This window comes from Anabaena sp. 90, from assembly GCF_000312705.1.
GTDB lineage: Bacteria > Cyanobacteriota > Cyanobacteriia > Cyanobacteriales > Nostocaceae > Dolichospermum > Dolichospermum lemmermannii.
Map to the genome: position 1 here is coordinate 30,675 of NC_019427.1, position 21,315 is coordinate 51,989.

Sequence of the window (21,315 nt, forward strand, 5' to 3'; positions counted from 1 at the left end):
CATGATTATTGTTGATAAAGCTTTACAAGCCCGGGCTGCATTAGGTAAACCAGTCAAAGTGGCCATGATTGGCGCTGGTTTTATGGGTCGAGGCATTGCTAATCAAATTATCAATTCTGTGCCAGGAATGGAGTTGGTGGCTATTTCTAATCGGCATATTGATAACGCTAAACGAGCTTATTTAGAAGCAGGAATTGAGGATATCAAGATTGTTGCTAATTTAGCTGATTTAGAAGATGCCATAGCTCAAAATAAATATGCAATCACAGAAGATGCTATGCTCTTGTGTGAAGCAGATGGCATAGATGCAATCATTGAAGTGACGGGAACAATTGAATATGCGGCTCATTTGGTGATGTGTGCGATCGCTCATGGCAAGCATATCATCCTCATGAATGCCGAACTAGATGGCACAATTGGTCCCATTCTCAAGGTCCATGCAGACCGGGCTGGAGTCGTCCTGAGTGCCTGTGACGGCGACCAACCAGGGGTAGAAATGAACCTGTATCGCTTTGTCAAAAGCATCGGTTTAAAACCCCTCCTGTGCGGTAATATCAAAGGTTTACAAGACCCCTACCGCAACCCCACCACCCAAGCCGGTTTTGCCCAACGCTGGGGACAAAATCCCGCCATGGTAACAAGCTTTGCCGATGGTACAAAAATCTCCTTTGAGCAAGCCATAGTCGCCAACGGCACAGGCATGAAAGTAGCCAAGCGGGGGATGTTGGGATATGACTACACCGGTCATGTGGATGAAATGACCAAAATGTATGATATTGACCAACTGCAAGAATTAGGCGGTATCGTTGATTACGTAGTTGGCACTAAACCCGGTCCAGGAGTATTCGTATTTGCTACCCACGAAGACCCCAAACAACGCCATTACCTCAACCTTTATAAACTCGGTGAAGGCCCCCTCTACAGTTTCTACACCCCCTATCACCTATGCCATTTTGAAGTTCCCCTCTCTGTAGCTCGGGCTGTCCTCTTCCATGATGCTGTGCTTGCACCAATAGCGGGTCCCGTTGTTGATGTCGTCACCACTGCCAAAATTGATCTCACAGCCGGAGAAACCCTTGATGGTATTGGTTATTACATGACCTATGGACAATGTGAAAATTCCCCCATTGTGCAACAAGAAAACCTACTCCCCATGGGTCTAGCTGAAGGATGTCGCTTAAAGCGCGATATTCCTAAAGATCAAGTCCTCACTTATGATGACGTGGAACTACCTGAAGGCAGACTTTGCGATCAATTACGCGCTGAACAAACCGTTTACTTTGCTCCTGCGAAAACTTTAGCACTCACAAAATAATTTTCAAATCAGCAACAAGATAATTCAGAGGTTTCCTGATATTTTCATTTAACCTCTGAATTCACATATATACAATAGATAACAGAGATTATTTTCATAATCTTGTGAGGTTTTGCATGATTCAAGCTCATATTAAACTAGATAAATTAATTGATACAAAATAAGTGATAAAACCTAGTAATGCAACATGAAAAATTAAATTCCTAGAGAATAAATATTAAAACCAATTGTCAATTACCAAATCGTAGGGAATCCGGTATGAAAATAGCTCTCGTCCATGATTACTTAACTCAACGCGGTGGAGCAGAGCGCGTATTTGAATTACTGTGTAAACGCTATCCCGATGCTGACATTTTCACCTCATTATACGACCCGCAGAAAAGTATTGATTTAGGTGAACGAATTATTAATACCACATTTTTGCAAAAAATTCCTGGTGCAACCAAATATTTTCGGATGTTAGCTCCTTTGTATTTTCCTGCATTTCGTTCCTTGGATCTCCAAGATTATGACCTAATTATCAGCAGTAGCACCAGTTTTGCCAAAGCAGTACGGAAAAAACCTGAAGCTAGACATATTTGTTTTTGTCATAATGTTACCCGCTTTTTATGGGACACAGAAACATATTTACGGGAATACGGAGATTATAGATACTTTGCTCCTCTCATCGAAAGAGTTTTTCAAATGATGAGAAATGTAGACCTGAAATATGCTCAAGAACCCGATCTCTACATTGCTAACTCTAGCATTGTTGCCCAGCGAATTCAAAAGATTTATCACAAACAAGCCATTGCTATTAACTATCCAATTGATACTAGCAACTTTGTTTTTTCCGATACCAAAGAAGAATATTACTTGGCATCGGCGCGGATGATAAGTTATAAACGTCTTGATATAATAGTCGAAGCTTTTAATTGGTTAGGCTGGAACTTATTAATATCAGGTGATGGACCAGAACAAGAAAGATTAAAAGCCCACGCATTACCCAACATCCAATTTCTTGGTCATGTTAGTGATAGAGAACGTAAAGACTTATTTTCTAAAGCTACGTCAATTATTGTTGCAGCTTTAGAAGATTATGGATTAGTTCCAGTCGAGGCAAACGCTAGTGGTACACCAGTTATTGCCTATGGAGCAGGTGGAGTCTTAGATACTCAAATACCAGGAAAAACTGGGGTGTTTTTCAAAAGACAAACACCATGCTCTTTACAAGCAGCAATACTCGAAGCTGGAGGAATAGCTTGGGATTACGAAACTATCCGTAATCATGCTGTTAGCAATTTCTCAGAACAGTCATTCTTTAGTAAAGTTGAGCAAGTTATTGGTAAAACTAGTAGTTCGTCAAATTTATTTTGACGGGTAATGATCGGAAAAAACTCCTGTTTTTCCCTCCCCTACCTCCCCTACCCCCCCGCTCCCCCCGCTCCCCTTCACCCGTCATTTTTGGATTGACAGACTACTAGTGCAGCATGGCAAAAATAACTAATCATTAAAAATTCCTAGAAAGCTTATATAATTTGCTTTTTTAATTTTTAATTCTGCCCTGCGGTATTAGAGGTGTGCATCGCTAATTCATTTAATTTTTAGGTGTTTGCGTAGTGTATCGCAGATAAGGATAATAAAAGTGGTTCAAACTAGTCTAAATCCCAATATAAATCCAGCATCAGAAACAGAACCAGGTTATGGACAAATGTTTGCAGTAATTCTGCGAAGATTTCCCTGGTTATTATTAGTATTGCTGAGTTCTACTGCTATTGCTGGCATCATCACCTTGAAAACAGAACCCAGCTTCAAAAGCACCATGCAATTGTTAGTAGAACCTAACTATCAAGGCAAGAAAGAAACTGATAACACAGAAAGTCAATTCACTGATACTAATGTGGAGGTAGATACTGCTACTCAATTAAACTTGATGCAGAGTTCTGGACTGATTAAAAAAGCAGTTGATAAACTCAAAGCTGAATATCCAGACTTAACCGTAATGGATTTAAAAAAATCCTTAGTCTTAACTCAAATTAAGAGTCCAGAGGATAAGGTTGTCACTAAAATATTCCAAGTTGATTATACCAGTAACGATCCAGGAAAAACCCAAAAAGTCCTGCAAACAATACAGCAAGTTTATTTAGAATACAACAAACAACAGCAAAATTCGCGGTTACAAAAAGGTCTCCAAGTCATTAGAGAGCAATTAAGAAAAGCGACAGATGAAGTAACTGTTTCCGAAGCAAATCTACAAAGGTTTCGCAGAAATCAAAATCTAATTGATCCAGATGCTCAGGCTAAAACCGTAGAGACAACTTTAAATACTGTCCAACAGGAACGACAAGCAACTCGTTCTTTGTATGAAGAAGCTTTAGCAAAGCAAAAATCTTTGCAAGTACAACTGAATCGTTCTCCACAAAACGCCTTAGTTTCTTCTCGTTTGAGTCAGTCTACCCGCTACCAAGGCTTACTCAACGAAATCCAAAAAACCGAACTGGCTTTAGCACAAGAACGCTTACGTTTTACTGATGATACTCCCGGCGTTCAAAAATTGAACGAACAACTACAAAGTCAAAAACAACTTTTACAAAAAGAAGTCAGCAGAACTTTAGGAGAAAGCACTAATCCTGTCTTTAGTTCTGGAGATAATCTTTTAGCACAAGGACAACTTGGACAAATTGATCTGAATCTCACAGGTCAATTGGTAGAAACGCAAACTACTATAGTTGCATTAACCGCCCGCGATCAAACTTTAGCCGCAAAAGAGAAAGAATTACAAGCAGACCTCAAGCGTTTTCCCTCTCTATTAGCTTATTACAATCGCATCCTTCCCCAACTACAATTTAGCAGAGAAAGATTAGAACAATTATTAAGAGCCGAACAAAAATTACGCCAGGAACTTTCTAAGGGTGGATTCAATTGGGAAGTAGTAGAAGAACCACAAGAAGGTTCTCAAACTGGGCCTAACATGAGACAAAATCTCTTATTAGGGGGAGTCATTGGCTTAATGTTAGGAGGGGCTGCTGCCTTCATTCGTGAAGCCGCTGATGACGCTGTACATACTACTGCGGAATTAGAAAAACAGGCTGCTCTCCCCTTATTAGGAACAACTCCTAAATTGCCACCTGCCAGACCCAGAGAATCAATGATCAAATTGCCATTTGGCAAACCAGAAGTTCTGGCTCCTTGGACAATTCAAGTATTACAATCTTCTCCCCGCTGGGAATCACTTGATCTCATTTACAAAAATATCGAACTGCTGAATAAAGTCTCAGATTTAAGATCATTAATGGTAACATCAGCATTACCAGATGATGGTAAATCGGCTTTGGCATTAGGTCTAGCCATGAGTGCGGCTCGTCTACATAAAAAAGTCTTACTAATTGATGCTAATTTACGCGATCCTAATCTGCACAAACAATTAAATCTTCCTAATGAACAGGGACTTTCCAGTTTATTAGAAAGTGAAGTTAATCTGCCTAATCATATTAGTGTTCCTTACTCTGGATCATCTTACATTGATATTTTGACAGCCGGACCAATCCCGACAGATCCTGCCCATCTTTTGAGTTCTCCCCGCATGATCCAATTGATGGCTGCATTTGAAGAAAATTATGATTTGGTAATCATAGATGCCCCCTCAGTGCTTGGTTTAGTGGATGCTATGCTCACAGCATCCTCTTGTCGAAGTGTGGTAATGATGGCCAGCATTGGTAAAGTAACGCGTACCCAACTTAATCAAGCCACAAGGATGTTGAGTAAGTTAAATTTGATTGGTGTTGTGGCTAATGGTGCATCTCCATCTGATAGCACCTATGTACCTTATGTCAAGCCAAAACAATTGGTTTTACAACCGGCAATGGAAGAATAAACCAGAATATTTGCTCAATATTTAACCAGCTACGATAGATTTACCCCTGCACTTGACAGGGGTTTTTGCATTTGAACAACAAGATTAAAGATCCCCAGCTTCTTTAAGAAGTGGGGGATCTAAGTTGAGGAACTAATCCGCTCTAGAGTTATTTTTATTTACCTGATAAGCAAACTATAAGATGTTTTATAAACACAAAATGTTGGTTAATTTTATTTAGTTACCATTAATTCATTTTACCATATCTTAATATTGTGAAGAAAAAAGTAATATTTATTTAAAGAGTGAATAAAGAAGTTGTTTCTTGATGATTTATTTATCAAGAGTCTTATATTGTAGAGATTGAAACCCATCATCTAACTTTCAAAGACAAGAGCAAATAAATTCAGAAATCAAAGCGGATTCCTATATGTATTTTAATATAAACAAATTTTACAAGGAGGAACGCTGGTTAGTCATAAAAGTTAAATCTGCTTATCTTTAATGTATTTTTTACGATTGAGAAAATTTTAATTTCCTGATCGTACAGATCAAGTCAATCTTTTACTACTTTATCACTTTTAATCTATGCCAATTTCAGTCATTTCTAGTCTAAATAATAACTCTATTATACCTCAGTCATCTGAAAATTTTAACTTCCTATCATGTACCTTGCAATGGCGGAGAGGAAAGTTATTGGTGAAAGCTTCTGAAAAATTGCCACAGCCCCATTTAGCTGCACTAGAAAATGAAGCATCGTTAATAGAATGCTTAAAACATTCTCCAGTTAGTTTAGTGAGCATAGATCCAAAAATTGGTGATTCTTTATTAAAAGTTTGGGCAAATGCTTGTCAAAAAGCTAATAAGCCGATATTTATAAACATTTCTGTTTATCGAAAATCGTCAAAAAAAGGTAATCAAATTTTCAGGAATTTACGAATCATCATTGATTGGACTTGGGCTTTATTTCTGCTGCTGTTTATGAGTCCAGTCATACTAGGAGGATTGATAACTATTCAAATATATTCTCCCAAATTGTTGTTTGATTATGAGTGGTATGTGGGAGAAAATAAACAACTTTTTCGAGCTATTAAATTTAGCCCAACAGCTAAACATGAAATGACTAATTTAATTGTTGTATTAGGTACATTTTTTCTAAATAATTTATCTAATGGATTGAATCTATTTCAAGGAAAATTTTGCCTACTTAATAATCGTTGTTTGTCTTTAGAAGATGCGGTTAAATTAAGCTTAGAAGCCCAGAGCAAAAAGTTAAATCAAAAACATAACTTCAGCGGTGCATGGCAAATAGAGAATAAGGTTAATTTGCCTATAGTTTAGAATAAATATATTCACTCTGTGTTTTTAAGCGCTTTTATCTAATTGATGAATACTTCCTGTTCTCATATTGATAACTATGAATTATGTACCTAAGTAAAAAATAAAAACTACCATGCAAACAGCGATTTGTACCGTATTTGAAAAAGACTATCATTATGGTGTGGGGGCTTTAGTAAATTCCTTATATCACCACGGGTTTCGAGGCATAATTTGGGCTGGTTATCGGGGAAATGTGCCACCTTGGGCTAAGTCTTTGAAAACAGAAAATGGTTATCAAGAGTTTTCTTTAGGTGAAGGTTGTGCAATCCGATTTGTCAAGCTAACAACTCCAAAACATCTAGGTTTTTATAAACCTGATTTTATGTCCCAATTATGGGAAAATTACTGTCCAGATATTGATGCCTTATTTTACTTTGATCCTGATATTGTCAATAAATGTGAGTGGGATTTTTATGAAAATTGGGTAAGTCGGGGAATTGCTCTTTGTGGTGATTCTTGGTATTTTGTTCCGGCAAATCATCCTAAACGGTTAGCATGGAAAGAATTTGCTCAAAACAATGGTTTTACTTGTGACCGTGAGTTAGATTATCACTACAATAGTGGCTTCATTGGAGTTCATAAAAATTACAAATCTATCTTGAAACTTTGGCAGCAATTAGAAGAATTGGGTGAGATGGCAGGATATGCCAATTTAGACGATCTTTATAACGATAATACCTTTCATCATTACCCATATCTTTATGGAGACCAGACTTATTTAAACTTAGCATTGATGTTGACTAATTATCCTTTAAGTACAGTTGGACCAGACGGTATGGATTTTGTTCCTGGTGGTACTATCATGTCTCACGCCACAATTCCAAATATTAAACCTTGGCGGAAAAAACTGCTGCTTAGTGCTTTAGAAGGTAGCTCTCCCACCATAACTGATAAATTATATTGGCAACATAGTCAAACACCTATTCGACTTTATTCAATGGCAAAAATACTATGGCAGAAATTTGAAATTCTCTGTGGTTCTGCTCTTGGTCGTTTTATTCGTCGCGCTCCTATGTAAGCATATTTATTTTCTTGAGATTGATGCTTCTGTGCTTAATTATCAAAATTATTGGTCAAAATTTTTATGGATTCCAAATTTCTACCGTCAACAGTGAAAATCTTTCAAGCTACAAGTTTGTGGCAAAATAATCGGGTAATATTACGAGAATTTAAACACTTTCGAGTTGTGGCTATTTTAGCTATCGTATTTTCGGCTTTAGCTGCCAGTTTTGAAGGGTTTGGTTTAGGATTTTTGCTGGTGTTTCTGCAAAGCTTAACTACTCCTGGGGCTGAACCTGTGAAAACAGGAATAGGCTGGTTTGATATTTTGATTTTAGGAATTAATGCTTCCGCAACAGAGCGATTATATCGAATATCAGCTTTAATTGTTGTTACAACCTGTATGCGAGCATCCTTCAATTATATAGGACAGATTTGCATTCAGTTTAGTGAAATAAGTTTAGTAGATAATCTCCGTAAACGAATTTTTCAACAGTTAGAGGCTCAAACTCTTAATTATTTTAGTCATAAAAAATCTGGAGAATTAGTTAATACACTCACCAGTGAAATGGAGAGAATTAGGCAGATTTTTGGTGGACTAGCTTTTTTAATCACTAGAAGTTTTACACTGATTGTCTATTCTATTTCCTTGTTTATTCTTTCCTGGAAACTGACTATAGTTTCTATTTTGCTATTTAGTCTTTTAGCGGTGGCATTATCCACTCTAAATAAACAAATTAGAGAACGTAGTTTTACTATTACTACTGCTAATGATAACTTTACGGCTAGGGTGCTAGAGTTTATCGAAGGTATTCGCACAATTCATGCTTTTTCTACTCAAGAATTTGAGCGAAAACGGTATTATCAAGCCAGTGAAAAAATTGTTAATACGTGGAAAAGTGTTTATTGGATTTCTTTGATAGTTAAGCCTTTGGCTGAAAGTATATCTACGCTAATTCTAATTAGTATGATTATTGTGGCTTTAACCACAGGATTAATGAAAGTTTCAGCTTTGTTAACTTTCTTTTTTGTCCTGTTCCGCATTATCCCTATGACTCAAGATTTGAATGGAGTCGTGGCTTTTTTAAGTACCCAAGCGGGAGCAGTGGAAAATATCAAGGAGTTGTTAAAAACTGATGATAAAATCTACTTTCAAAATGGCGCACTCAGATTTCCTAGTTTTAAAAGATCAATTGATTTAGTATCGGTAGATTTTGATTATAGTCCTGATCAACGAGTTTTACATAATATAACTCTCTCCATTAAGCAAGGGGAAATGACGGCTTTAATTGGTTCATCTGGGGCTGGAAAAACCACACTTGCAGATTTAATTCCTCGTTTTCATGATGCGACTGATGGCTATATTTATATAGATGAAGTTGATATTCGCAAATTTGACATTAACTCTCTGCGTTCTCAGATAGCAGTTGTTAGTCAGAATACATTTATTTTCAATACTTCTGTTTGGAATAATATTGCTTATGGGACACCAACAGCTACAGCAACAGAGATTAAAGAAGCTGCACGATTGGCAAATGCTTTAGAATTTATTCTAGAAATGCCGGAAGGTTTCGATACGCAATTAGGAGATAGAGGTGTGCGGTTATCAGGTGGACAAAGACAAAGAATTGCGATCGCTCGCGCATTGCTGAAAAACCCCGAAATTCTGATTTTAGATGAAGCTACAAGTGCTTTAGACTCTGTGTCTGAGCGGTTAATTCAAGAATCTTTAGAAAAGCTATCTGTTGGCCGCACAGTAATTGCGATCGCCCACCGTCTTTCTACTATTGCTAAAGCGAATAAAGTTGTAGTTTTAGAACAGGGAAGAATTGTCGAACAAGGTAAATATCAAGAACTCCTAGAACTTCAAGGTAAACTTTGGGAATATCATCAAATGCAGTATGAAATGACTTCTAAACAGGATACTTAATATCAACTAATAAACTGCTTTGATATTTATATTCAGAGATTGGTAGACTTCAAAAATAACACCATCACTGATTTTAAATATCAAAAATAAAACCTTTAATATTTACTCAATCATCAGGCTAAATATATGACAAATAATCGTTCCCTCAAGTTTCCTCTTAAAATTTATTTTTATTGTGATCCTGTAGAAAATATTTCTATAGGAGAGAAATTTCAACATTTAATAATTTGTTTGGCTGAAGGTTTTCAAGAGTTGGGAATCCCATTTTTTTCTAATGTCAATTATTGGCAAAATTCCTTAGAAACATCAGAATATCTTTTTAAACATCATGCAGATGTGACACCTGATGATTGTTCTATAGTTATATTCACAACCAATTCATATCATATTCAAGAACCATTACCAAAGAACTTATTTCATCCTCAGCGTCAATATATTACTGTTTATTTGGATTGTGAGGATAATAATAAAACCTACAATAAAATACCAGAATTTAGACAATTTGATTTGATTTTAAGAACTCATTTTAATAGCAAACTAAACTATGGTAATAACTTTCAGCCTTGGGTTTTTGGACTGAGTAATCGCATTTTACAAGAACTGAATACCATACCAGATTTTACTGCTAGAAAAAAACAGATTCTTGTCAATTTTCGCCATTGGAAGTCTGGACATCCTGTCAGAAATATTAGCTGTAGTAAGCTAATTCCTCAAATTGAAAACATTCTCTCTATTAATAACTTTGTTGATGATCCAAATCATCATCCGCAAGCAGGATATCATTATCTACAATGGTTACAAACTGGTGGTAGACACTATCCCAATTATTATAAACGTCTGCAAGAATCTGTTGCTTGTACTTGCTTTGGTGGCTTCTTTGTACCTACTTGGCCTAATGATCCTAGTAGTTTAATTAATCGTGGAATTAAACAACTTTTAGCTAAGTTAAAATTACAGTCAAATACAATTCTACAATGGGATAGTTGGCGATTTTGGGAATCTTTAGCCGCAGGATGTGTGACATTTCATGTTGATTTTGAAAAATATGGGATTACTTTACCTGTAATGCCTGAAAATTGGCGACATTATATTGGTGTAGATTTAGATAATGTTCAAGCCACAATAGATAGAATTACAGAAAATCCCGAAATTCTGGAATATATTGCTCAAGAAGGAAGAAGTTGGGCAATTAAAAATTATAGTCCTGTCCCTACAGCTTTGCGTTTTTTAGAGATAGTTTCCCAAAAACAAACAACAACTAAAAGTAAGTAGGTTAGCATTGAAAATCGTCGTTATGGCACTAGGCTTGAGGCAATACTTCGACTTCGCTCAGTAACCAGAGGCAAGAGGCAAGAGTGAAGAGAGTTTCGGCGATTTTACTTTTGGTTACATATTACTCTTCGAGAAGCCGCTCCGCGTCTACGGTTTTTTTCCGTTCACCTACTTAGTTTATCTTCTCATCCTAAAATCAATGTTAAATATTAACTCCTCCGAACCTTTGGTAAGTGTCATTATTCCTACCTATAATCGTCCAGAATATCTAAAACAAGCAATTAATAGTGCCGTTCAACAAACTTATCAAAATCTAGAAATTATCGTTTCTGATAATTGCAGTTCTGAAAATCCCCAAGCACTAGTTGAATCATTTCCAGATTCACGAATTAAATTTTGGCGACATAAAGAAAATATTGGGATGTTAGCTAACCAGTTTTATGGTTTTAAAATTGCCACAGGTAAATATGTGGCTAGTCTCCATGATGATGATATGTGGAATGAGGATTTTTTATCCAAACTTGTTCCCAACTTAGAAGCAAATCCCAATTTAATTTTGGCATTTTGTGACCAATATATTATAGATGGTGATAGTAAAATTAATATTGCTGCCACTGAAAACAATACCCGCAGTTATAAACGTGACCAAATCACTCCTGGAGTTCATGAAAATTTTACTCAAATTGGCTTAATTGATAAAAGTATTCCCACTGCGGCTGCTTGTGTAATCAGAAATGGTGTGCTTAATTGGGATAATATTCCTTCAGAGGTTGACGGAATGTGGGATTTATATTTAACATATCTTTGCTGTATTTCTGGCTATGGAGTTTACTATGTTCCCGAAAAATTAACTAAATATCGAGAGCATGAACAAACTGATACTATGCTTAGTGGTAGTCGCAATGTTCAAGCAAAAATCCGTAAAGGTAAAAGTGAGCTATTCTGTTATCAAACCTTTATGAAAGATCAACAGTTACAAGAATTTAATTCCTACTTTAAAACCAAATGGTTAGAAGCTAATACAACTTTAGGAATTGGCTTATTACGAGATCAAAAAATTACAGATGCTCGCCGTTATTTTTGGCAAACTTTAAGTGAGCAAAAATTTAACTTACGCACTTTAGTCGCTTTAATTATTAGTTTTATTCCTACCAATTTAACGAATAAAATTTGGAAAGTTTCCTAACTTAGTCAATTACAAGAGGTTATGAGTGAAAATTTGTATTGTTACCCACAAAATCAGAAAAGGTGATGGTCAAGGTAGAGTTAATTATGAAGTCGCTCAAGAAGCCATTCGTCGTGGTCATGATCTGACATTATTAGCTAGTGAAATTGCCCCAGAGTTATCTGAAAATAATGCTGTTAATTGTATTTATATTCCAGTAGCAAGGTATCCTACGGAATTTATTCGCAATTTCATCTTTGCTAAAAAAAGTGCCGATTGGTTGCGTAAAAATCGAGCTAATTTGGATTTAATTAAAGTCAATGGCGCGATTACTATGGGGGCAACTGATGTGAATGCTGTACATTTTGTGCATGGTTCATGGTTAAAATCGCCTGTGCATATTTCCCATAACCGTAAAGATTTGTACGGGTTATATCAATGGTTATTTACTGCGGCTAATGCTTATTGGGAAAAACAAGCTTTTTGCCAATCTAAAATTATTATTGCTGTCTCAGAAAAAGTTGCCCAAGAATTAGTAAATATTGGTGTACCTCGTTTACAAATTCGGGTGGTTGCTAATGGTGTAGACTTACAAGAATTTGCTCCTGGTGTCAGTTCGCGGACGGCATTAGGATTACCTGAAAATGTCAATTTGGCATTATTTGCAGGTGATATTCGGATTTCCCGGAAGAACTTAGATACTGTACTTCATGCTTTGGTAAAAGTTCCTAAATTACATTTAGCAGTTGTCGGTGGTACTCAAGATAGCCCTTATCCGGCAATGGCAAAAGCATTAAATATTAGTGAACGAGTGCATTTTTTAGGTTATCGCCATGATATGCCCCAAATTCAACGGGCATCAGATTTATTTGTGTTTCCGTCCCGTTATGAACCCTTTGGACTTGTAGTGATTGAAGCGATGGCTTCAGGTTTGCCCGTGATTACCGCCACTACTACTGGTGCGGCTGATTTAGTTAATCCCGACTGTGGCATCGTTTTAGACGATTGTGATGATGCTAATGCTTTAGCAGAGGCGCTGGAGTTGTTAAATAGCGATCGCTCACTGCGTCAACAAATGGGTAAAATTGCCCGGACTATTGCCGAGCAACATAGCTGGTCAACAATGGCACAAACCTATCTAAATATATTTGAGGAGTTAATCACCCATGAGAAACACAGTTCTCATCCCCACCTATCGCCGTCCTCAAGACCTAGCCCGGTGTCTGAAAGCACTGCAACAGCAAACTAAATCAGTTGATCAGGCGATCGTTGTTGTCAGAGATACAGACACAGAAACCCAGCAATTCCTCCACCAATTTCCGCCCCACCTCCTCCCCTTACAGATTGTCACCGTCACCCAGCCGGGAGTCGTCGCCGCCCTCAACGCCGGACTAGCACAAGTACAGGGAGACATTCTTTCCATCACCGATGATGATGCCGCCCCCCACCCGGATTGGTTAGCCAAAATTAATACTCACTTCAGCGTTAATTATACCATTGGTGGCGTAGGTGGTCGTGATTGGGTGTATCAAGGAGACAAATTAGAAAATGGTTCCCGTCCCATAGTTGGTAAATTGCAATGGTGGGGGCGCGTCATTGGCAACCATCACTTAGGAGTAGGCGCACCCCGTGAAGTTGATGTTCTCAAAGGTGTGAATATGAGCTTTCGCACCCAGGCGATCGGCAAATTGCGATTTGATGACAGAATGCAAGGAACGGGCGCACAGGTACATTTTGAAATGTCCTTTGCCCTCACCCTCAAACGCGCTGGATGGAAAATGATTTATGATCCCAGCATTGCAGTAGATCACTATCCCGCCCAAAGATTTGATGAAGATCAACGCCACAATTTTAACGACACCGCATTAATTAACCTAGTCCACAACGAAACCTTAATTTTATTAGAACATCTTTCACCCCTGCGTCAAATTGTATTTTTATCCTGGTCAATTTTAGTTGGGACAAGAGAAAGTTTAGGAATATGTCAATGGTTAAGATTATTTCCCCAACAAAAAGAAATTGCCAGTAAAAAATTGCGAGCATCCTTACAAGGAAGATGGTTAGGATATCAAAAATATAGAAAGATAGGAAATCACCATCTTGTAGGAGTCAGGAGTTAAGAATCTTTATCCGCGTTCATCTGCGTTCATCTGCGTTCAATACCTCTTTAAATACTCCTTCCTAATACAAAATAGGCAAACATAGAGAATGATTTCCAAACCAATACTTTTCAATACAGTTTTAAAAGAACAATTTTCTCCCCAAGATCGATCTGCCCAAAGTTGGATGATCATTCTTGCTTTTATCCTCCTGATCACAGCTTGCTACTTTACCAGTACAGGTAGTTTACGCCTCGTTTTTCCCGCCACTGCTTTTCTAGTAGCGGCGTTTTTATACTTGCGGCATCCCATTCACTATATCGGCTTCACCTGGTGGATATGGTTTCTCACCCCCTTAATCACTCGTTTAGTTGACTATAAAATTGGCTGGGACCCCACCAGACAAATGTTAATTGCACCTTATTTAGTCGTATTCCTGACAATATTCACCTTTTTAAAACATCTACCTAGCAGTCTTCGTCAAGGGGGACTGCCATTTCTTTTAGCTGCTATAGGAGTTTCTTATGGATGTTTAATAGGTTTAATTTACAATCAACCACTCCCTGTAGTTCGGAGTTTTTTAGATTGGTTAAGTCCGATAATTTTTGCTTTTCACCTATTTTCTAATTGGCGAGATTATCCCAGTTATCGTCAACATCTGCAAAGAACATTTATTTGGTGTGTACTCATCCTGGGAGCTTACGGTGTCTATCAATTTGTTGTCGCTCCTGAATGGGACAGATATTGGCTAATCGAATCTAAAATGTTTACCAGTGCTGGACAACCAATTCCTTTTGGAATGCGCGTCTGGAGTACATTACACTCACCTGGACCATTTGGAACTGTTATGCAGACTGGATTACTATTATTATTTACCAGCACCGGTCCGTTAATTTTCCCCGCTTCTGCTGTAGGTTATTTATCATTTTTACTTTCCCAAGTGCGAACAAGTTGGGGCGGTTGGTTATTAGGAATTATTATGATTTTTGGTTCAGTAAAACCCCAGATTCAAATGCGATTAATTACTATAATTTTAGTGATGACAATCTGTGTTATTCCCTTGGTAACTATTGAACCGCTTTCTAAAGTCATTACCACTCGATTTGAAAGTTTTTCTAATCTGGAAGAAGATGGTAGTTTTAGAGATAGATCCGCAACTTATGACAGAAACCTGAATTTAGCTCTTTCTAATGTTGTCGGTAACGGCTTTGGAAATATCTGGAAAGTAAATGAAAAAACTGGACAAATAGAAGTGATTGTTATTGATAGCGGCATTTTAGATATGTTTTTTACCTTGGGTTGGATTGGTGCTATACCCTATATTAGTGGGTTAGTATTGCTGCTAGTTACGGTTAGTAATTATACAGAAGGTCGCTTTGATAGTTTTCTCAGTGCTGCCCGCGCTATTGGTATCAGTTCTTGCGCTCAGTTAATTATCTATAGCGGGATGCTGAGTATTGCGGGGATGATTATGTGGGGATTTTTGGCAATGGCTATGGCCGGACATAAATACTACAGCAGACCGCAGAGTTGAATTAAAACCCCTCCTGAAGGTGGGAAAATAAAAGAAATTAGCTTATTTGCTCCTTTGTGCGATGACACCACAGAGGAGTTATAATTATTATGATCACATTTTATTGATAACTTGTGATAGAATTTAGTATAAATATTTCCTGTATGAAAAGTAGTTAAACTATTAAACAAGAGGTTAAATACCATGTTAAAAATACAACCTCCAACTATAATTGATTTTCAACCAGCAATTGCTGCTAAAGATAAAGATGATAAATATATTTTGATCATAGATGTGAGATTTTCCGCTATGTATTCTTCCCCGGATCTTAATATCTTAAAAATGGAAGAATACCAGCATATTCCTTTTTTAATGTTTGTTAATTCTAATGTCATGAGAATCTTTAAGAGTCCGACTTTTACAGAAGTAGCAAGATTGGACACAAAAAATGTTTTAAAACATTATGATGTAGGCAGTATTGAAGGTATCATCTATCAATCTACTTTAATAACTTTAACTCAATCATGGTTAAGAGATTTAGCTTATCATTGGAAAAGTGAAACCCCTCCTTACATTGAGGAAATGAAGGAAATTGGCTTATTTACTCTTTTGTTTGATGGTACAACAGAGGAGTTAGACTTATTATGATTATTTATTTAGAAACTAATTCAATTATGGCAATTGCCAAAGGAAGAAACAAAGAATTAGAAGATTTTGTCTATCATTCTTCAGGAAACTTAAAATTTGTTATTCCTAGTATTTGTTTAATGGAAACCCTGGTAGCGATAGAAAGAGAAGAAAAACGTAGTCAATCTTTTTCTCAAACTATTCAAATAGAAATGAATGAAGGTAAGAGAAATAAAGGATTAACTAATTCTCAATCTTTTGCCAATTATTTAGAACTTTGTTTGATTGATTATGGAAAAGTATTACGAGATTTTAGAAAGCGTTTTTTGAATATTCTCGAATATTTAAAAAATCATTGTGAATTGATTGAACCAAGCATTAAAATGTTAGAAGCTACTTTAACTAATCCTTTGCTACCTGGGAAAAATCAAAAAAGAGATGATTTTATTTTACAGGTTATTTTAGCTCATGCTGAAAATAATTTATCAATTAACAAAGCTTTTTTTAGTGAGAATACTAAGGAATTTGGTAATACTAATATTCAACAGATATTAGCTAATTTGGGAATTAATTATTTTAGTAAGATACCTAATTTAGAAGGATGGTTAAATAAACAATAAAAAATGCTAACTTACATGATTAATCTGCAAATTCTTCTAATGGGGCATCAAAATTATCAGCAATAGAAATAATATCTTTATCTGTACCAAATAAAGGAGGACGTTGAGATTTAGATTTGAGTGCAGTTAGTTTTAACAATGGTTGGTGATTTTCGGTAATAATAATTTCTTCTCCGTTTAACGCTAGATGGAATAATTCTGATATTTGGTTAATTGCTTGTGTGACTTCTATAGAAGACATAGTGAGTGATTTTCATGCAATTTTGTAATTTTGAGATGATTATAGCATTTTTTATAAAAAAATAACGTAGGGGTTTAGCATTGCTCATTGGTGTCAACTTAGGCTAAAAATGCCTGATCTGTTGGCTTCCACACCCGCCCAGAAATGAATTTCCGGGCTAATAACCAAAGTCTACTAAAGTAGACTAAAGATTTTCAGGATATTCAGTCATCTTCAGATGACTTTTGCTATTAGACTGGGAATTCATTCCCAGGCGGGCTATGGATTTTACGTTAAGTTGACACCAATGAGCATTGCTGAACCCCTACCCATATATAAAAATTTGAAAACGAATTTATATCTAATCTGAATAATCCTAACATTTGAAATTAGTTATCCAAAAAAGCTATCATCACCGTTTATTGTATCTTGTCTTTCTCCTATATATTTACTTCCGACAATTTCCCTTTCTGAATGTAAATTAGCAATACATAGCAAAAACTTAGGAAAGTTGTATTGCCTTAAGGCGTTAAAAACAGTCTGTTCATCACCCCCACTAGGTCGTGCTAATCCCATCTGATGATGAGAGTGCCATTCTCCAATATGCTGAAGGCCATGTTTCTGTCTGAGAATTTCTCCTGCTTTAATTAAATGTTCTCTATCTTGATAAAAACTAGTTTGATTATGTCTGCTAGTTTTTCCAGGACCTAGAACAAACTGAACAACAGGAAAACCTGAATGAGTCCAAAAGCCAAATAAATCTCCACCTGTTTCTAAGTTGGGATATTCTTGAACCCATCCTGCAATGTGTTCTAACTCTTGTTCATAAATAAGGGTTTTAAACTGATTCACTTGTCCTCTTCTGGTAATTTCTATCAGTATATAAGTTTGGTAATTGTCACTTGCCTTGTCTTTGCATAATTATTGCACAAGCACAGTAAGCTTAATACTGCTAAAATACTTCATTTCCTACCCAATTTTGTAAAAAAATATTAATCCAAACCCTTGAAAACCCTTGATAATTCAACCCCAGACTAGGCTAAAATAGCTGTAATCCTAACTATACGGGCATTTATGACTGTTACAGAAGTGTTACAAATAGTTGATGAATTAGTCTTTAAACACACCGGAAACCACCTGAACGACTTACAACGAAGTGCTGTTCAAGGCATTTGGCACGGTAAAATCTATAGTGACATTGCCGATGAATTTGGCTATGAAAGCGAAAATCATATTGGAAATGTTAGTCGTGAGTTATATAAAATTCTGGGAAAAGAATTAGGTGAAGATGTTACTAAATCTAATTTTCGTTGGTCTATCGAAAGATTAGCAAATTCATTTAATCAGCAAATTCTTGGGATAGGAATCAAAAATCATGTGAATTGGTGTCCAAATAACCCAGATCATCAAAAACAAGCAATTAATTATGAAGATAAAATCAAACAAAAAACATCTTATATTAACCTCAAACAATCACTAAAAATAACCCATTTTCACGGACGAACCAATGAACTAACAACCCTATCTAAATGGGTAGAAAACTCCAATACTCGCTTAATCTCAATCTTGGGAATTTCCGGTATTGGTAAAAGCACATTAGTGAAACACTTTCTTGATACTCACATAATACCATTTGATGTAATTATCTGGAAAAATCTTAAATTATCTAATTCTTTAAATTCTATCCTTACAGAAATACTCACCGAATTAAATGTAAATAGCAAAGATATCAATACCAATAACTTCTTAAATCAATCCTTAGAATTATTTAATCAAAAACGCTGCTTAATTATTCTCGATAACCTAGAAGAAATATTTACCCCTCAACAATATTCAGGACAATATAAACCTGAATATCAAGATTACAAAACCTTTTTACAAATGATTACAGAAATTGAACATGAAAGTTGTTTAATTCTCATCAGTCAGGAAAAATGCCAACAAATGATTTCTTTAGATAGTGAACTTTATCCAATTCATTCCTTAGAATTATCAGGTTTAGATAGTGCAGCTACAGAGATATTAAAAAATCAAGGATTAAAAAATGAGGAAACTTGGTTAAACTTAATTAACTTATATGAAAGTCATCCTAAATATTTACAGTATATCAGTATTTTAATTAAAGATGTCTTTGAGGGTGAAGTTGCCGAATTTATCAAAGAAAATAGTTTAATTTTAACAGAAGATTTTAAAACTCTGTTTGATTTAATATGGATGAGATTATCTGAAGTTGAAAAAGAGATATTATTAAAAATCAGTCAAAATGATCAACCTATATCTAGAGATGAGATAAAACAACTTTTATCATTATCATCAATGGATATAATTAACGGGTTACAATCATTAACAAGAAGATTTTTAGTATCCAAATTAGAAAATGATCAAAAACTATATACTCTTTCCCCCATTTTTAAAGAATATCTCAGAATTTATCATCATTAATTATACTCCCTTCCTCTTGCTATTGGCATCTGGACTGTGAGAAAATTATTTATGCAGCATCTCAGCACAAAAGGCTATGGACTGATAGAATGTGTTCACTTTCATAGCTAAGTTGCTTATAAATGAGGTATTTATGAATCAAATTCATCGGGTGGCGATTGTTGGGGGAAATCACGGTAATGAGTTAACGGGAGTTTACTTGGTTAAAAAGTTTCAGCAATATCCCCATTTAATTCATCGAGGTAGTTTTGAAACTTTATCATTACTTGGTAATCCTAAAGCTATTGCTGCACGGACAAGATATATTGATACGGATCTGAATCGTTGCTTTAATCAAGATAAATTATCAAGTTCAAAAATCTCAAGTTACGAAGAATTAAGGGCGCGAGAAATTCAGCAAATATTACAACCAGAAAATCAAGAATCTGTAGATACAATTGTTGATGTACATACGACTACTGCCAATATGGGATTATGTATTATTCTGGGAAATTGGCACCCTTTCCTGCTCAAATTAGCTGCGGATTTGAGTGCAGTTAATCCTTTGGTGAAGGTTTATATTCATGAACAACCTCAAGGTAGTGGTTTTCTACGTTCTTTGTGTGATTTGGGTTTTGCAATTGAAGTTGGTGCTGTACCCCAGGGGATTTTAAATGCGGAATTATTTCAACAGACTGAACAACTTATTTATAGTGTTTTAGATTATTTTGAAGACTATAATCAAGGAAAAGATTTGCCAAAAAATAACACACTAACAGTCTATAAATCAATTGGTGTGATTGATTATCCGAGAAATGAAGTAGGGGAAATTCAGGCGATGATTCACCCCCAACTTCAATTTCAAGATTATGAACCTTTGCATCCTGGTGATCCTATTTTTCTGACTTTCACAGGAGAAGAAATTTTCTATCAAGGAAATTCTACTGTTTATCCAATCTTTATTAATGAAGCTGCCTATTATGAGAAAGGAATTGCGATGCACATTAGCGAAAAAGAATTAATTAAGATTGGCTAATTCTCTGGTTTCCATGACTCTGATGATATTGTCTTTTCTCATTAATTCACGATATATATTTAGTGTTTCTTCATTCACTCTTGCGGCACTAAATCTTTCTAAATTTTGTTGGGCGCGGAATTTCCACTGATCTAAAAGTTGGCGATCGCTCAATAATTGTGTCAAAGTATTAGCTAAGGCTGGAATATCCTTGGGTGGCACTAAAATCCCCGCTTGACTATAATCTAAAGTCTCAGGAATACCATCTACATCACTGGCTATAATCGCACAACCAGCTTCCCGCGCTTCCGTTAGCACTAAGCCAAAAGATTCGCAATGTGAAGCCAGAACAAAGATATCCGTTGCTAACATATAGCGTTGCGGTTCTGCCTGAAATCCTTCAAAATGAATGCGATTACTAACATCTGTATTCTGCACTATTGCCTCAAATATCGAACGATCTGGACCATCTCCTACTAAATATAAATGTGCTTGCGGAAAGTCTGAGGAAACTATTTTAAAGGCCTCAATTAACTCATAAATACCTTTGCGGGTATACATCCCAGCCACAGTAGTTATAGATGGATGTGGCATTTCTACTGGTTGATAATCTGCCAGTTTTTTATGTCGAGGACTTCCTAACGTCCCATTACTAACCACGCGCAACTTTCGAGGTGGAATACCCCGTTTAATCATTGAATTAGCTACTGCTTTACTAACTGTAATTACCTGATCAGCCAGGGGAAACGCATCTAAATTATCTTGACAAAATACTATATTAGTGCATCAATATGGGAAAATATCTAACTTCATTCAAAATCTGATAAATTCCTTTATTAAAATTATAAAAATTTCATAAATTTAGAGTAATTATTTATTTTTAATGATGGATTTATTTTGTTCAGTT

The 21,315-nt window shown here is 36.0% G+C and carries 17 protein-coding genes and 1 pseudogene; 15 read left to right on the plus strand and 3 right to left on the minus strand.

The features are described from left to right. The first annotated feature begins 1 nt into the window (after position 1). From ANA_RS00150 to ANA_RS23370, 13 genes are all read left to right on the plus strand, one after another. Entirely contained in the window at positions 2-1,315 is a 1,314-nt protein-coding gene (locus ANA_RS00150; RefSeq protein ID WP_015078008.1) for an NAD(P)H-dependent oxidoreductase, read from the plus strand. A 258-nt stretch (positions 1,316-1,573) separates the two neighbouring features. Beyond that, the gene (locus ANA_RS00155; protein ID WP_015078009.1) at positions 1,574-2,671 is read left to right on the plus strand and encodes a glycosyltransferase; all 1,098 of its coding nucleotides are present in this window, start codon (positions 1,574-1,576) and stop codon (positions 2,669-2,671) included. A gap of 268 nt (positions 2,672-2,939) precedes the next feature. After that, entirely contained in the window at positions 2,940-5,168 is a 2,229-nt protein-coding gene (locus ANA_RS00160) for a GumC family protein (protein WP_015078010.1), read from the plus strand. Positions 5,169-5,735: 567 nt separating this feature from the next. Continuing rightward, positions 5,736-6,488, plus strand: a complete 753-nt coding sequence (hepC, locus tag ANA_RS00165) for a heterocyst development glycosyltransferase HepC (protein WP_015078011.1) — start codon at positions 5,736-5,738, stop codon at positions 6,486-6,488. 112 nt (positions 6,489-6,600) lie between these two features. Beyond that, the gene (locus tag ANA_RS00170; protein WP_015078012.1) at positions 6,601-7,545 is read left to right on the plus strand and encodes a hypothetical protein; all 945 of its coding nucleotides are present in this window, start codon (positions 6,601-6,603) and stop codon (positions 7,543-7,545) included. 66 nt (positions 7,546-7,611) lie between these two features. Further along, the gene (hepA, locus tag ANA_RS00175; RefSeq protein ID WP_015078013.1) at positions 7,612-9,456 is read left to right on the plus strand and encodes a heterocyst formation ABC transporter subunit HepA; all 1,845 of its coding nucleotides are present in this window, start codon (positions 7,612-7,614) and stop codon (positions 9,454-9,456) included. Between the two features lie 126 nt (positions 9,457-9,582). Next, positions 9,583-10,728: a hypothetical protein gene (locus tag ANA_RS00180; protein WP_015078014.1), complete on the plus strand. Its 1,146-nt coding sequence runs from the start codon at positions 9,583-9,585 to the stop codon at positions 10,726-10,728. 199 nt (positions 10,729-10,927) lie between these two features. Then, positions 10,928-11,914 carry a glycosyltransferase family 2 protein gene (locus tag ANA_RS00185; RefSeq protein WP_015078015.1) on the plus strand — a complete coding sequence of 329 codons (987 nt, stop codon included), beginning with the start codon at positions 10,928-10,930 and terminating at the stop codon, positions 11,912-11,914. Between the two features lie 25 nt (positions 11,915-11,939). Beyond that, on the plus strand, positions 11,940-13,142 hold the full coding sequence (locus ANA_RS00190) for a glycosyltransferase family 4 protein (protein WP_015078016.1): 1,203 nt from the start codon (positions 11,940-11,942) through the stop codon (positions 13,140-13,142). Next, on the plus strand, positions 13,060-14,013 hold the full coding sequence (locus ANA_RS00195; RefSeq protein WP_015078017.1) for a glycosyltransferase family 2 protein: 954 nt from the start codon (positions 13,060-13,062) through the stop codon (positions 14,011-14,013). The genes ANA_RS00190 and ANA_RS00195 overlap by 83 nt, the downstream gene beginning before the upstream one ends. Positions 14,014-14,101: 88 nt before the next feature. Then, a complete protein-coding gene (locus tag ANA_RS00200; protein WP_015078018.1) occupies positions 14,102-15,526 on the plus strand; it encodes an O-antigen ligase family protein in 1,425 nt (474 codons plus the stop codon). A gap of 183 nt (positions 15,527-15,709) precedes the next feature. Further along, positions 15,710-16,153 carry a hypothetical protein gene (locus ANA_RS00205; RefSeq protein WP_015078019.1) on the plus strand — a complete coding sequence of 148 codons (444 nt, stop codon included), beginning with the start codon at positions 15,710-15,712 and terminating at the stop codon, positions 16,151-16,153. Then, the gene (locus ANA_RS23370; RefSeq protein WP_015078020.1) at positions 16,150-16,752 is read left to right on the plus strand and encodes a PIN domain-containing protein; all 603 of its coding nucleotides are present in this window, start codon (positions 16,150-16,152) and stop codon (positions 16,750-16,752) included. Before ANA_RS00205 ends, ANA_RS23370 begins: the two co-directional genes overlap by 4 nt. Positions 16,753-16,771: 19 nt before the next feature. On the opposite strand, the gene ANA_RS00215 is transcribed toward ANA_RS23370, so the two are convergent. After that, a complete protein-coding gene (locus tag ANA_RS00215) occupies positions 16,772-16,993 on the minus strand; it encodes a type II toxin-antitoxin system Phd/YefM family antitoxin (protein ID WP_015078021.1) in 222 nt (73 codons plus the stop codon). A gap of 372 nt (positions 16,994-17,365) precedes the next feature. Next, positions 17,366-17,824, minus strand: coding sequence for a Mov34/MPN/PAD-1 family protein (locus tag ANA_RS00220; protein ID WP_015078022.1), 459 nt, complete (start codon positions 17,822-17,824; stop codon positions 17,366-17,368). A gap of 222 nt (positions 17,825-18,046) precedes the next feature. Here ANA_RS00220 and ANA_RS00225 point away from each other — a divergent pair, with 222 nt between their 5' ends. Both ANA_RS00225 and ANA_RS00230 read left to right on the plus strand, forming a co-directional pair. Further along, positions 18,047-19,414 (plus strand): NB-ARC domain-containing protein, encoded by a 1,368-nt coding sequence (locus ANA_RS00225; protein WP_015078023.1) that lies wholly within the window; start codon positions 18,047-18,049, stop codon positions 19,412-19,414. Positions 19,415-19,547: 133 nt separating this feature from the next. Next, entirely contained in the window at positions 19,548-20,429 is an 882-nt protein-coding gene (locus tag ANA_RS00230; RefSeq protein ID WP_015078024.1) for an aspartoacylase, read from the plus strand. Here the strand turns inward: ANA_RS00230 and ANA_RS00235 are convergent. Next, positions 20,412-21,149, minus strand: a pseudogene (locus tag ANA_RS00235) (glycosyltransferase family 4 protein); the annotation flags it as partial. The gene ANA_RS00230 and the pseudogene ANA_RS00235 overlap by 18 nt on opposite strands. Between the last annotated feature and the right edge of the window lie 166 nt (positions 21,150-21,315).

Excerpts from the sequence above, each read along its gene's own strand:
- ANA_RS00150 (WP_015078008.1), top strand. The coding sequence starts at position 2 with ATGATTATTGTTGATAAAGCTTTACAAGCCCGGGCTGCATTAGGTAAA.
- ANA_RS00155 (WP_015078009.1), top strand. The coding sequence starts at position 1,574 with ATGAAAATAGCTCTCGTCCATGATTACTTAACTCAACGCGGTGGAGCA.
- hepC (WP_015078011.1), top strand. The coding sequence starts at position 5,736 with ATGCCAATTTCAGTCATTTCTAGTCTAAATAATAACTCTATTATACCT.
- ANA_RS00170 (WP_015078012.1), top strand. The coding sequence starts at position 6,601 with ATGCAAACAGCGATTTGTACCGTATTTGAAAAAGACTATCATTATGGT.
- hepA (WP_015078013.1), top strand. The coding sequence starts at position 7,612 with ATGGATTCCAAATTTCTACCGTCAACAGTGAAAATCTTTCAAGCTACA.
- ANA_RS00180 (WP_015078014.1), top strand. The coding sequence starts at position 9,583 with ATGACAAATAATCGTTCCCTCAAGTTTCCTCTTAAAATTTATTTTTAT.
- ANA_RS00185 (WP_015078015.1), top strand. The coding sequence starts at position 10,928 with ATGTTAAATATTAACTCCTCCGAACCTTTGGTAAGTGTCATTATTCCT.
- ANA_RS00195 (WP_015078017.1), top strand. The coding sequence starts at position 13,060 with ATGAGAAACACAGTTCTCATCCCCACCTATCGCCGTCCTCAAGACCTA.
- ANA_RS00200 (WP_015078018.1), top strand. The coding sequence starts at position 14,102 with ATGATTTCCAAACCAATACTTTTCAATACAGTTTTAAAAGAACAATTT.
- ANA_RS00205 (WP_015078019.1), top strand. The coding sequence starts at position 15,710 with ATGTTAAAAATACAACCTCCAACTATAATTGATTTTCAACCAGCAATT.
- ANA_RS23370 (WP_015078020.1), top strand. The coding sequence starts at position 16,150 with ATGATTATTTATTTAGAAACTAATTCAATTATGGCAATTGCCAAAGGA.
- ANA_RS00215 (WP_015078021.1), bottom strand. The coding sequence starts at position 16,993 with ATGTCTTCTATAGAAGTCACACAAGCAATTAACCAAATATCAGAATTA.
- ANA_RS00225 (WP_015078023.1), top strand. The coding sequence starts at position 18,047 with ATGACTGTTACAGAAGTGTTACAAATAGTTGATGAATTAGTCTTTAAA.
- ANA_RS00230 (WP_015078024.1), top strand. The coding sequence starts at position 19,548 with ATGAATCAAATTCATCGGGTGGCGATTGTTGGGGGAAATCACGGTAAT.